10 protein-coding genes and 1 tRNA gene are annotated in these 12,410 nt (G+C 65.2%); 7 read left to right on the top strand and 4 right to left on the bottom strand.

Going from position 1 to position 12,410, the window contains the following annotated elements; translation table 11 throughout:
* Window positions 1-2 precede the first annotated feature (2 nt).
* Together mfd and CH306_RS02685 are read right to left on the bottom strand one after the other, a co-directional pair.
* Window positions 3-3,581 carry a transcription-repair coupling factor gene (gene mfd / locus CH306_RS02680; RefSeq protein ID WP_235387239.1) on the bottom strand — a complete coding sequence of 1,193 codons (3,579 nt, stop codon included), beginning with the start codon at window positions 3,579-3,581 and terminating at the stop codon, window positions 3-5.
* Window positions 3,582-3,795: 214 nt separating this feature from the next.
* Window positions 3,796-4,365, bottom strand: a complete 570-nt coding sequence (locus CH306_RS02685) for a TetR/AcrR family transcriptional regulator (RefSeq protein WP_094645611.1) — start codon at window positions 4,363-4,365, stop codon at window positions 3,796-3,798.
* A gap of 55 nt (window positions 4,366-4,420) precedes the next feature.
* Here CH306_RS02685 and CH306_RS02690 point away from each other — a divergent pair, with 55 nt between their 5' ends.
* Entirely contained in the window at window positions 4,421-5,401 is a 981-nt protein-coding gene (locus tag CH306_RS02690) for an alpha/beta fold hydrolase (RefSeq protein WP_094645612.1), read from the top strand.
* Here CH306_RS02690 and CH306_RS02695 read toward each other — a convergent pair whose 3' ends face one another.
* Together CH306_RS02695 and CH306_RS02700 are read right to left on the bottom strand one after the other, a co-directional pair.
* Window positions 5,402-6,046, bottom strand: coding sequence for a ScbR family autoregulator-binding transcription factor (locus CH306_RS02695; protein WP_032395696.1), 645 nt, complete (start codon window positions 6,044-6,046; stop codon window positions 5,402-5,404).
* Window positions 6,047-6,235: 189 nt separating this feature from the next.
* Complete coding sequence (locus tag CH306_RS02700; protein ID WP_082073772.1) at window positions 6,236-6,874, bottom strand: TetR/AcrR family transcriptional regulator; 639 nt, start codon at window positions 6,872-6,874, stop codon at window positions 6,236-6,238.
* Between the two features lie 257 nt (window positions 6,875-7,131).
* Here CH306_RS02700 and CH306_RS02705 point away from each other — a divergent pair.
* From CH306_RS02705 to CH306_RS02730, 6 genes are all read left to right on the top strand, one after another.
* Window positions 7,132-7,202: transfer RNA gene (locus tag CH306_RS02705), tRNA-Gln, on the top strand.
* A gap of 53 nt (window positions 7,203-7,255) precedes the next feature.
* On the top strand, window positions 7,256-8,728 hold the full coding sequence (gene glmU, locus CH306_RS02710) for a bifunctional UDP-N-acetylglucosamine diphosphorylase/glucosamine-1-phosphate N-acetyltransferase GlmU (protein ID WP_032395698.1): 1,473 nt from the start codon (window positions 7,256-7,258) through the stop codon (window positions 8,726-8,728).
* Window positions 8,725-9,708 carry a ribose-phosphate diphosphokinase gene (locus tag CH306_RS02715; RefSeq protein WP_032395699.1) on the top strand — a complete coding sequence of 328 codons (984 nt, stop codon included), beginning with the start codon at window positions 8,725-8,727 and terminating at the stop codon, window positions 9,706-9,708. The genes glmU and CH306_RS02715 overlap by 4 nt, the downstream gene beginning before the upstream one ends.
* A gap of 137 nt (window positions 9,709-9,845) precedes the next feature.
* Complete coding sequence (locus CH306_RS02720) at window positions 9,846-10,475, top strand: hypothetical protein (protein WP_230596802.1); 630 nt, start codon at window positions 9,846-9,848, stop codon at window positions 10,473-10,475.
* Window positions 10,476-10,493: 18 nt separating this feature from the next.
* A complete protein-coding gene (locus CH306_RS02725) occupies window positions 10,494-11,690 on the top strand; it encodes a sensor histidine kinase (protein WP_094631259.1) in 1,197 nt (398 codons plus the stop codon).
* A complete protein-coding gene (locus CH306_RS02730) occupies window positions 11,690-12,349 on the top strand; it encodes a response regulator (RefSeq protein WP_094645613.1) in 660 nt (219 codons plus the stop codon). The genes CH306_RS02725 and CH306_RS02730 overlap by 1 nt, the downstream gene beginning before the upstream one ends.
* The last annotated feature ends 61 nt before the right edge of the window (window positions 12,350-12,410 follow it).

Raw genomic sequence — 12,410 nt, forward strand, 5'->3', positions numbered from 1 at the left:
CGCTACACCCCCACTGTTTGCTCCAGCAACACCGACCGAGATGGTTTCCCGTCCAAGGATAGGATGAGATCGGCGATGAACTGGACCAATTCGACGTCGCGTACGCGCGCCGCCCCCACGCCGCCGCCCTCGACGCGCGGCAGCGGCAACTGCACCACACCGGTGGTGGCCCGGTACGCAGCACTCGGGTACAGCCGCTTGAGGCGGATCTGCTTGGAATCGGGCAGATCCATGGGGGCCAGCTTCACCTGCGTTCCGGCGACGTTGACGTCGGTCAGACCGTATTCCTTGGCGATCAGGCGCAGCTTGGCGATGGAGACCAGGCGGCCGACCTCCTCGGGCAGCGGACCGTACCGGTCGACGAGTTCGTCGATGACGGCGTCGATGCCCTCGGAATCTGCTGCCGCAGCGAGCTTTCGATAGCCCTCGAGCCGCAATCGATCGCTGGTGACGTAGTCGGGTGGGATGTTGGCGTCGACGGGCAGGTCGATGCGCACTTCCTTGGGTGCCTCGTCGGTGGTGATGGGCTTGCCGTCGGCGGCCGCGCGGTACGCCTCGACCGCTTCACCGACGAGCCGCACGTACAGGTCGAAGCCGACGCCTGCGACGTGACCGGACTGCTCCGCGCCCAGAACGTTTCCGGCACCACGGATTTCGAGGTCCTTCATCGCCACGGCCATACCGGCACCGAGATCGGAGTTCTGCGAGATGGTCGCCAGCCGGTCGTATGCGGTTTCGGTGAGCGGCTTCTCCGGCGGATACAGGAAATATGCGTAACCGCGCTCGCGACTACGGCCCACTCGGCCTCGCAGCTGGTGCAACTGAGAGAGGCCCAGTGAATCGGATCGCTCGACGATCAGCGTGTTGGCATTGGAGATGTCGAGACCGGTCTCGATGATGGTGGTACACACCAGCACGTCGGTCTCGCGCTGCCAGAAGCCCTGCACGGTGCGTTCGAGTGTTTCCTCGTTCATCTGACCGTGCGCCGTCGCCACCCGCGCCTCGGGCACCAGATCACGAATCTTCTTGGCGGCCTTGTCGATCGAGCTGACTCGGTTGTGCACGAAGAACACCTGGCCGTCGCGCAGCAGCTCACGCCTGATGGCCGCGGCCACCTGCTTGTCGTTGTACGCACCCACGTACGTGAGCACCGGGTGCCGCTCCTCCGGCGGAGTGAGGATGGTCGACATCTCCCGGATTCCGGCCAGGCTCATCTCGAGCGTTCGCGGAATCGGCGTTGCAGACATCGTCAGCACGTCGACGTGGGTCCGGAGCGACTTGATGTGCTCCTTGTGCTCGACGCCGAAGCGCTGCTCCTCGTCGACGATGACCAGACCGAGGTCCTTCCAGGCCACACCGGTCTGCAACAAGCGGTGCGTACCGACGACGATGTCGACCGTTCCGTCGGCCAGCCCGGCCATGACCTCTTTGGATTCGGAGCCGTGAGTGAAGCGGGAGAGCCCCTTCACCGTCACCGGGAACGACGCCATCCGAGCGGTGAAGGTCTGCAGATGTTGTTGTGCCAGAAGCGTTGTCGGGACCAGCACGGCGACCTGCTTGCCGTCCTGCACCGCCTTGAACGCCGCGCGAACCGCGATCTCGGTCTTGCCGTACCCGACGTCACCGAGGATGACGCGGTCCATCGGAACCGCCTTCTCCATGTCGGCCTTGACGTCGGTGATGGCCGTCATCTGGTCGACGGTCTCGGTGAACCCGAACGCATCTTCCATTTCGAGCTGCCACGGGGTGTCGGGGCCGAAAGCGTGCCCGGGCGCTGCCTGACGAGCAGCGTACAGCTGCACGAGTTCGCCGGCGATCTCGCGAACTGCCTTGCGCGCCTTGCGTTTGGTGTTGGCCCAATCGGACCCGCCGAGCTTGCTCAGAGCCGGCAGCTCGCCGCCGACGTAACGCGAGAGCTGATCGAGCGAGTCCATCGGGACGAAGAGTCGGTCGCCTGGATGGCCCCGCTTGCTCGGTGCGTATTCGACCACGAGGTATTCGCGTCGGGCGCCGCCGATGGTGCGTTCGACCATCTCGACGAATCGACCGATGCCGTGCTGATCGTGCACGACGCTGTCGCCGGCGACGAGGGCGAGCGGATCGACCTGGTTACGACGCTTCGCCGGGAGCTTGCGCCCCTCGCCCGCTGCGGCCACGCGGTTGCCGGTCAGATCGCTCTCGGTGACGACCACGAGTTTCGCGTCGGGAAACACCAGACCGTCGTGCAACGATCCGCACAGTACGTTCACGACGTCGGCGACGGGGACCGCACCGGAATCGAGATGTGCCGCAGGCACTTCGGCCTCGGCGAGGCGTTCGATGATGCGGGAGGCGGTACCTGCACCCGCGACGGAGATGACCGCACGACCACCGGTGGCGATGTGCGCCCGCAACGTTGCGAACAGGGCCGTCAGCGCCTCCTCGGATCCCCGCACCTCCGGGACCGAATCGACGGCGAGTTCGACTTCTTCACCGTTGCCGGATGCCAACGGACTGATGGTCCACCACGGACGACCGTGCACCTGCGCCGATTCGCGAACCTGTCGAAGTGAACGGTAGGCCGAGGCACCGAGATCGAGAGACGCACCTTCGAGGCTGGACGTATCGAGAGTGGAGGTATCGAGCGGCGCAGCTCCTCCGATCGACGCCGCCGTCCAGGATGCTTCGAGGAACTCCTGCCCGGTGCGGACCAGATCTGTTGCGCGCGTGCGGATTCGCTCGGGATCGCAGAGCAATACGTGTGTTCCCGCGGGGAGGGTGTCCGCGAGCAACTGCAACTCACCCGGTTGCAGCAGCGGCAGCAGCGCCTCCATGCCCTCCACCGGGACGCCTGCGGACAGCTTGTCGAGCATCTCCACCAACGCGGTGTCGCCGGCGTTGTCGGCTGCGAGGACCGCGGCGCGGTCGCGGACCTCCTGGGTGAGCAGCAGTTCGCGGCACGGCGGAGCGATGACGAGATCGACCTCGTGATCGGGCAACGAACGCTGATCGGAGACCGCGAACGCGCGGAGCTCGGTGATCTCGTCGCCCCAGAATTCCACGCGGACCGGGTGATCTGCCGTCGGCGAGAAGAGGTCGAGGATGCCGCCGCGGACGGCGAACTCGCCGCGCTTGCCGACCATGTCCACGCGCAGGTAGCCGAACTCGACGAGTCGGTGGATCAAGCCGTCGAAGTCGATGTCGAGGCCGACCTTGAGGGTCACGGGTTCGATTTCGCCGAGACCGGGTGCCATCGGTTGCACCAGCGAGCGGACGGTGGTGACGATGACGCGCAGAGGATCGCCGTAATCGGTGTCGCCGGGGCGAGCGAGCCGTCGGAGCACGTCGAGCCGCTTACCGACGGTATCGGCGCTCGGCGAGAGTCGCTCGTGCGGAAGCGTCTCCCATGACGGGAACATGACCACGCCGCCGCCGAGGATCTGGCGGAGTTCGTCGGTGAGATCGTCCGCTTCACGCCCGGTGGCGGTGACGATCAACAGTTGCGTGTGCTGCGCGATCGCGGCGGCGACGAACGGGCGAACCGAGTGCGGTCCGATGAGTGTGTGTTCGGCGGTTCCGATCGCGTCGGCGACGGCCACCATGGCCAAATCGGTCAGCGCGACGCTGGCCAGACCCGAGAGTTGCAGCGCCGCGTCGGGAACGATCGGGGCCGGCCCGGATGAAGAAATGGCAGGCAGAGAATCGGAAGACAACAGCAATGCTCCTACAAGCGAGTCGAGGCGATGGCTGCTCACACACAGTCACGAGCGAGTCTATGGGAGCACGCCGACAGCCCGGCGAGCGGGAGACGACGGGCTACGTCAGAGCAGCGTCGAGCATCGTCGAGAGAGACTCGGCAGCAGCAACCGAGTCGTACTCCGGGTCGTGCAGGCGCTCGGTGACGATCGCGTCGATCCCACCCCCGGTGATGACGGCCAGGGTGCGTGAATCGACGCCTGTCGTCCCGCGAGCCCGAACGGATGCGTCGATGATGTCCGCCAACGGACGCCATCGATCCTCCGGGCTGTGGCCCAGAGCCGAGTTGCCGAGCGCCTCGACCAACATGCGGGTGTGCGTCGGGTGGTCGCGAAGATGGCCGACCATCGCACGCACGTACGCCTGTGGACCCTCCCGGGCGTCGACGGCCTCGACCGCGGCCGCCACGTCCTCCACCAGTGCCGCGAGAACGAATCGATACGCGGCGTCGATCACTGCGTCCTTGGTTCGGAAGTGATACAGCACAGCAGCTTTGGTGATTCCGGCACTGTCCGCTATGCGGGCGAGCGAGACCTTCGCATACCCGTGTCGGGCGACCGAGTCGATCGTGACGTCGATCAGCTGAGCGCGTCGCGCGCGCTCGACGAAGCTCGGTTCTCTCGTTGCCACGATCGCCAGCCTACCGTACGGTTGAATTACTTACCGATCGGTTAGGAGATTCACGATGGACGACCGAGCACCGAACAAGTGGCGTCGATACCTGAAGATCGCCGCTTGGACGTCGACCGTCGGCGTGCTCGCCCTCGCGTTCGCGCTCCGGTCTCCGTCACCGGTGGGCCAGTGGAACAGCGCATCGAGCGAGGACCGGTTTCTCGCCGCCTACGACCGCGCATTCGAGGATCTGCCCGATCCGGCGGAGACGCTCGACATCAGAACCGACTACGGCGTCGTGCGCGTGTATCGATTCGCGGGCACCGGAACCTCGACCCACCCTCTGCTCCTGCTCCCCGGCCGTTCCTCGGCCACACCGGTGTGGGCAGCCAACCTGCCCGGACTGCTGACGATCGGCGACGTCTACACCGTCGACCTGCTCGGCGAGCCGGGTCGCAGCATTCAGGAACGGCCGATCACCAGCGACGAGGACCAGGCCACGTGGCTCGATCAGACACTCGCCGCTCTGCCGACCGACAAGGTCCATCTCGTCGGACTGTCGATCGGTGGGTGGACCGCAGCGAACCTGGCGCTGCACGACAGCACGCACCTCGCCACTCTCACGCTGATAGACCCGGCCCAGACTTTCGCCGATATTCCCTGGCGCACCGCGATTCGGGCCCTCCCCGCCGCCGTGCCGTGGCTTCCGAAATCCTGGCGGGACAGCTTCAATTCCCATACCGCGGGAGGCGCAGAGGTACAGGACGTCCCCGTCGCCGACATGATCGAAGCCGGGATGCAGGGCTATTCGCTGAAGCTGCCACAGCCCACACGTTTTACCGACGAGCAACTCGCGACGCTCGATGTGCCCGTTCTGGCGATCATCGCGGGCAGGTCGGTGATGCACGACGCCCAGGAAGCAGTCGCGACGGCAGAGCGGACACTGCCCGACGGAACCGTCCGGCTCTACCCGGACGCCTCACATGCCGTCAACGGCGAGTATCCGGAACGATTGCGCGACGACATCGCCGACTTCGTGGGCCGGCACCGCTAGTTACGGGCCGAAGCGGATGACGCGACGCGCTGCGAATTCGCGGAAGTAGTCGAGCTTGTTGGCGGGAACCAACGCCGGGAGAAGGTAGTACCAGAGGCGCTCCATGCGCGACGGCAATTCCTCGGTGGTGGAGGTGGCAACTGCCACCATGTGTACGCCGGTGAGGATTTCCAGGACCAGAGATCCGATGGTGCGCGAATCCGAGTTGGGGTCGATGTCCCCCTGCGCGATGGCCTTGGCGGCGAGCCTGTCGAACGACTCGCTCCACCCGGCCATGACGTTGCCCTCGGTGCCGCGGTAATCGCCGATCTGATGGCTCAGCCGAAGCATGGCAGAGACCATGGGGTCGCTGACCGAGAGGTCGACGACGATGTAGGAAATACCGATCGCCGCTTCGAGTGCGGGGATTCGACCGTCGTTGAACTGCGAGCATGCCGTCGTCAGACGCGCGTTGCCCTCGTCGATGACCGCACGTGCCAGTTCTTCCTTGGAGCCGAAATGGAAGTACAGAGCGCCCTTGGTGACCTGGGACTGAGAAATGATCTCGCTGAGGCTCGCGTTCGCGTACCCGAGGCGCAGAAATACGTTCGCTGCGCCAGCCAGCACGGTGTCGCGAGTGATTTCAGCGCGGGCCTGCCTGACCATGGGATCCGCCTTCGCAATAAGAACTGCCACTGCGCAAATTACGCCCGAACGGTACCACTGAGTGGCTTTACGTCTCGTGCCAACATGCATCGGTCCGATTGAAGCACTGTGCCGTAGGTTACACAGCTCTCATGGCCGACAAAGGGGACGATACCCCCTCATACGCCGCGGAGAGACCGAACCGTGTACTCATTCCTCGGTCAATCGAGGGTCCGCTTCCAGATTCGTCAGCCCGTTCCAGCACAGGTTGACCACGTGCGCCGCCACCACTTCCTTCGACGGAGTACGCACATCGAGCCACCATTGCGCGGTCATCGACACCATTCCGACGAGGGCCTGGGCGTACATCGGCGCGAACTCGGGATCGAGGCCTCGGCGCGAGAAATCTCCTGCCAGCATGTGCCCGACGCGACCGACGGCCTCGTTGAGCAGCGACGAGTACTTGCCGTCCTCGGCGGAGACCGGAGAGTCACGAACGAGGATGCGGAAGCCGTCGGTGCGGTCCTCGATATAGGTGAGCAGCGCCAGCGCAACCCGCTCGACACGGATCCGCGACCTGTTGAGATCGAGGGAACTGGTGATCATTCCCAGCAGAGTCGACATCTCGCGGTCGACGATGACGGCGTAGAGACCTTCCTTACCGCCGAAGTGCTCGTAGACGACCGGCTTGGACACGTTCGCGCGTCCCGCGATCTCCTCGACGGACGCGGCCTCGTACCCGCGTTCGGCGAACAGCGTCCGACCCACCTCGATCAACTGCTCGCGCCGTTGCGTCCCCGTCATCCGGACCCGAGGTGAGCGTTCCTGCTCGGAGGCTGCGCCTGTCATGGAAAACCGCTTCCGTCACCGACCGTGTGCATTGTCAGACGCCACCCTCGACGTCTCCCTCACCCTAACCATGTCCGAACCATCCGGTTTCGAACGTCGCGAGTGCAGGGACAAGAACAACTCGAACGGTCTCATGTGCGCCGCGGTTCGACTCACCACTACCTCGCGTGCGAGGATCGTTGCGCTCAGTGGGAGCGCAGCGGCAGACGAAGGCGTCGTTCGATTCGTCGGCCACTGATGAAACCGCTGGCCGTTTATCCGCCGTGGTGTAATGGCAGCACCTCTGATTTTGGTTCAGATAGTTCAGGTTCGAGTCCTGGCGGCGGAGCGAGCAACATCATTCACGCATGCCGTCATTCGCGTTACCGCCTGAGGAGCTCAATGCCTGTGCAGACCGCCGTGGTCGTTCTCGCTGCGGGTGCAGGTACCCGAATGCGATCGAAGACTCCGAAAGTTCTGCACCCCCTGGCCGGTCGCACCATGCTTGCGCACGCCCTCCACGCAGCCGCCGACCTGGGCCCCGACCATCTGGTGACGGTCGTCGGACACGATCGCGAACGAGTCACGGACGCCGTCCAGGACCTCGCAGCCACCTTCGGTCGCACGATCCACACTGCCGTCCAGGATCGCCAGCTCGGCACCGGGCACGCCGTCCAGTGCGGCCTCGCTGCCCTCCCGGACGACTTCGAGGGCACGATCCTCGTCACCGCAGCCGACGTCCCGCTGCTCGACGGCCACACTCTCAAAGCTCTGCTCGACGAGCATCTGAGCGCCCCCCGGCCCGCCGCGGCCACGGTTCTGACATTCCTGCCCGACGACGCCAACGGATACGGCCGCATCGTCCGCACCGACGACGGCGAGGTGGCCGAGATCGTCGAGCACGCCGACGCCACGCCCGCTCAGGTCCTCATCGGTGAGGTCAACTCCGGCGTCTACGCGTTCGACGCCGTTGCGCTTCGTACCGCCCTGGGCAAGCTCAGCACCGCCAACGCTCAGCACGAGCTGTACCTGACCGACGTCGTCAAGATCAGCAAGGCGGACGGCAAAGCCGTGTACGGCACTCAGCTCGCCGATCCCGATCTGGTGGTGGGGGTCAACGACCGCGTCCAGCTGGCGCACGTCACGTCCGTGCTCAACCGCCACATCATCGAACGTCACATGCGGGCCGGCGTCACCGTCGTCGACCCGTCGACCACCTGGATCGACATCGACGTCACCCTCGGCGCGGACGTCCGCATCGAACCCGGCGTCCAACTCCACGGCAAGACTCACATCGCCGACGACGCCATCGTCGGGCCCGACTCGACGCTGCGTGACGTCGAGATCGGCGAGCGAGCATCGGTCGTGCGGACCCATGCCGAGCAGGCCGTGATCGGACCGGATGCCACCGTCGGACCGTTCACCTATCTGCGTCCGGGCACGGTGCTGGGCGCAGGCGGCAAACTCGGTGCCTACGTCGAGACCAAGAACGCGACGATCGGCCGCAACACCAAGGTCCCGCACCTCACCTACGTCGGCGATGCCACGATCGGTGACCACAGCAACATCGGTTGCTCCAACGTCTTCGCCAACTACGACGGCGTCAACAAGAGCCGCACGGAAATCGGATCCCACGTACGGACCGGTTCCGACTCGACGTTCGTCGCTCCCGTACATGTGGGCGACGGCGCTTACACCGGTGCAGGAACAGTGGTTCGGGACGATGTTCCTCCCGGCGCACTGGCCGTCTCCGGTGGCAAGCAACGCAATATCGAAGGCTGGGTCATGGACAACAGGCCCGGAACCGAAGCTGCGAAAGCAGCGGCGCTCGCAGATCGTGATCGGCAAGAACAAAAGGACGGCGAAGAGCAGTGACCACCCCTAATTGGATCGACAACCAGAAGAACCTGATGTTGTTTTCTGGTCGAGCACATCCGGAGTTGGCCGAGCAGGTCGCCAAGGAACTCGGAATCGACGTCACCCCGCAGACCGCGCGTGACTTCGCCAACGGCGAGATCTTCGTGCGCTTCGAGGAGTCGGTCCGCGGGTCGGACGCCTTCGTGCTGCAGTCGCATCCGTTCCCGCTCAACACGTGGCTGATGGAACAGCTCATCATGATCGACGCGCTCAAGCGCGGATCGGCCAAGCGCATCACCGCGATCCTGCCGTTCTACCCGTACGCCCGCCAGGACAAGAAGCACCGGGGTCGCGAGCCCATCTCCGCTCGTCTGGTCGCGGATCTGCTCAAGACCGCCGGTGCCGACCGCATCATCACCGTCGACCTGCACACCGATCAGATCCAGGGCTTCTTCGACGGGCCCGTCGATCACATGCACGCACACAGCCAGCTCGCCGACCACATTCGGGCGACCTACAGCCTCGAGCACATCACCGTGGTCTCCCCCGACTCCGGCCGTGTTCGCGTCGCCGAGAAGTGGGCCGACTCGTTCGACGGCGCGCCGCTGGCGTTCATCCACAAGACGCGTGACCCGTTGGTGCCCAATCAGGTCAAGTCCAATCGCGTCGTCGGTGACGTCGAAGGCCGCACCTGCATCCTCATCGACGACATGATCGACACCGGCGGCACCATCGCCGGCGCCGTGAAGGTGCTCAAGGAGGCCGGAGCCGGTGACGTCGTCATCGCCGCAACCCACGGCGTTCTGTCCAACCCCGCCGCCGAGCGCCTCGCGAACTGCGGTGCCAAGGAAGTGGTCGTCACCAACACGCTGCCGATCAGCGACGAGAAGCGCTTCGCAACGCTGACCGAGCTCTCGATCGCGCCGCTGCTGGCCCGCACCATTCGCGAGGTCTTCGAAAACGGTTCCGTCACCAGCCTTTTCAACGGCAGCGCATAACAGTCAGTCTGTTTCACCCCGCCCCGCCCACTCTCCGTCCGCGTCGCATGAACTACGTCACGTCCGTGACCGGAACATGCAGCTCGCGAGGCGGGGGTGTGCGGGGCGGGTTTCGTTGTCACCTAAGATGACTCGTCGTGATCGACGCAGACTCTCCCCACGGCCCGGCTGGAACTACTACGGTCAGAATTGCCCGATGGACGCCGGGCGGGTGCGTCTGGTGCGGTAGTACCGACAGCGTCGAGGACTTCCGAAACGAGCCGCGCTGCGGTCTGTGCCGCGAGAAGGAAGCGGTCATCGACGAGGCCAAGCACTTCATCGGGATGTACGGTCTGCGGCCCCTGGGCGGCACGCTGGCGTCCGAGGACGAGGAGGAGCGCGAGTACCGCGTCACGGCTCGGGATGCGCGTGAGGTGCTCAACCGTATTCGGCTCGAGAAGCTGCCCGATCCGGCTGCCGTCCGCAAAGCGTTGCGTCCCAGGGCCGCTGCTGCGGGAAACACACCGGCCTCGACGACGTCCGGAGCGCCTGCGAAGGCACCGACGAAGAAGTCGCAGGCCGGTGTCACCGGAATCGACGCGATCGAACTGCAGTCACGTGTGCAGAAGCTGCTCGGCCAGCTCACCTCCGTCGACGAGCAGATCAGCGCACTCGACGGCGTGCAGGGCCTGCCGGCACGTGCACGCATGAAGGATCTCGAACGGCAACGCACCACAGTCCTGTCGACGCTGGCCGCGCTCGAGAAGGCTCGTCGCCGCACCAACTGATCCACGTAGTCTGATCGAGTGCTGCGCAAGCGTTCGATCTCACGGCAGGTGCTCGATGCCACCTACGCCGTCGTCTTCGTTCTGCTCCTGCTGCCGTCGACGCTGAGCGGACCGTACGGTTCTTCCGGCGCGGGTGTGCTGGTCGGTTTCGGCGTAGCGCTGGCCATCAGGCGCCGCTCACCGAGATTGTCGTTGGCACTGGCCTGGGTGCTGGCCGTCGTGCAGATGGTCGGCGGGGTGCTCCCCCTCTCCGCGGACACCGCAATCTTCGCGATTCTGTACTGCTCGGCCGCGTACGGCGACAGCGTCGTTCGACGCTTCGGGCTCGCGTCGGCCGTCGGCGGCGGAGTGATCGCCGCGCTGTACCTGGCGTACGTGGACGGCAATCCCTTCGGCCCGCCCACGGAGGAGGGCTACCAGGAACCCCGAATCGCGCAGTTCGCCCTGCTCCTCGCCGGCCTGTGGGCCATGCTCGGATTGTCCTGGGCACTGGGCCGTCTCGCCTACGCCCGGCGCACAGCCATCGAATCCGCACACGCACGCGAGCTCGCCGAGGTACATCAGGCCCGCGCCGAACACGAAGTGGCAATCGAGCAGGAGCGCAACAGAATTGCTCGCGACATGCACGACATCGTGGCGCATTCGCTCGCCGTGGTGATCGCGCAGGCCGACGGTGCACGCTACGTACGCGCCATCGATCCTGCAGCCGTCGACACTGCGCTGACGACCATCTCCGACACCGCGCGCGATGCACTGACCGACGTTCGGGTGTTGCTCGGACAGCTCCGGCACAGTCAGGGCGATCTACCGAACCCGACACCCGACGATCTCGAGCGTCTCTTCGACCAGGTGCGCGCGACCGGACTGACCATCGACTCCTCGATCGACACCACGTCGGTGTCGTTGGGTGCCGGTGCGCACCTCGCGCTTTATCGCATCGCGCAGGAATCGCTGACCAATGCCCTACGTCACGGTGATCCCGACAAGCCCGTCAGCGTCACGATCGAATCCGACTCGGCGGGCATCGAATTGACGGTGCGCAACACGGTGCGTTCGGTGCGTTCGGCATCGGAATCGGGTGGGCACGGAATCGCCGGTATGAAGGAACGCGCCAGCCTCGCCGGCGGCATGTGCACCGCGTCCGGCGACGGCTCGTCGTGGACCGTGACTGCCTGGCTTCCTGCTGCCGGCTCGTCCACGAAGGGAATCGACTGATGGCAGATCGAATCGAGGTGGCTCTGGTCGACGACCAGCAGCTGTTCCGAGCAGGTATTCGCATGCTCATCTCCTCGCAGCCGGACCTGGAGTTCGTCGGGGAAGCGGGCAACGGGCGAGAGGCCGTGGAGCTCGCCGCGACGGCGAAGCCCGATGTGATGCTCATGGACGTCCGAATGCCGGTGCTCGACGGTATCGCCGCCACCGAGCAGATCGTGGCCGCGTCCGATACTCCACCGCGGATTCTGGTGCTCACCACTTTCGATCTCGACGAGAGCGCCGCGCGAGCGATCCGCTCCGGAGCAAGCGGTTTCGTGCTCAAGGACGCCGACCCGGAATTTCTGCTCGCCGCGATCCGGACGGTCCATGCGGGTAACTCTGTGATCGCCGCGTCGGCCACGACGGGGCTGCTGGCGCACTTCACACCTACGCCCGAGGTACCGCAGGTTCCCGCCGAGTTCGCCACCCTCACCGCACGGGAGAAGGAACTGTTTCGACTCACCGCCCGTGGGCTGAGCAATTCCGAGATCGCCGCGATGGAATTCTTGAGCGAGGCGACGGTGAAGACACACATCAGTCGAATCTTCGCCAAACTCGCGTTGCGCGACCGAGTGCAGTTGGTGGTCTACGCATTCGAGCACGGACTCACCGGAGACTGACACCGAAGTCATCCTCTCGATGTACGAGGCGAAGACTCGCGCCTGATTACTCCTGTCCGCC

It is taken from the genome of Rhodococcus sp. 15-725-2-2b, from assembly GCF_002259075.1.
Taxonomy (GTDB): Bacteria; Actinomycetota; Actinomycetes; order Mycobacteriales; family Mycobacteriaceae; genus Rhodococcoides.

Coding starts and splice junctions, on each gene's coding strand:
- glmU (WP_032395698.1), top strand. CDS start 7,256: ATGCCTGTGCAGACCGCCGTGGTCGTTCTCGCTGCGGGTGCAGGTACC.
- CH306_RS02730 (WP_094645613.1), top strand. CDS start 11,690: ATGGCAGATCGAATCGAGGTGGCTCTGGTCGACGACCAGCAGCTGTTC.
- CH306_RS02700 (WP_082073772.1), bottom strand. CDS start 6,874: ATGACAGGCGCAGCCTCCGAGCAGGAACGCTCACCTCGGGTCCGGATG.
- mfd (WP_235387239.1), bottom strand. CDS start 3,581: ATGGTGGCCGTCGCCGACGCGATCGGAACCGCCGAACACACACTCATC.
- CH306_RS02690 (WP_094645612.1), top strand. CDS start 4,421: ATGGACGACCGAGCACCGAACAAGTGGCGTCGATACCTGAAGATCGCC.
- CH306_RS02695 (WP_032395696.1), bottom strand. CDS start 6,046: ATGGTCAGGCAGGCCCGCGCTGAAATCACTCGCGACACCGTGCTGGCT.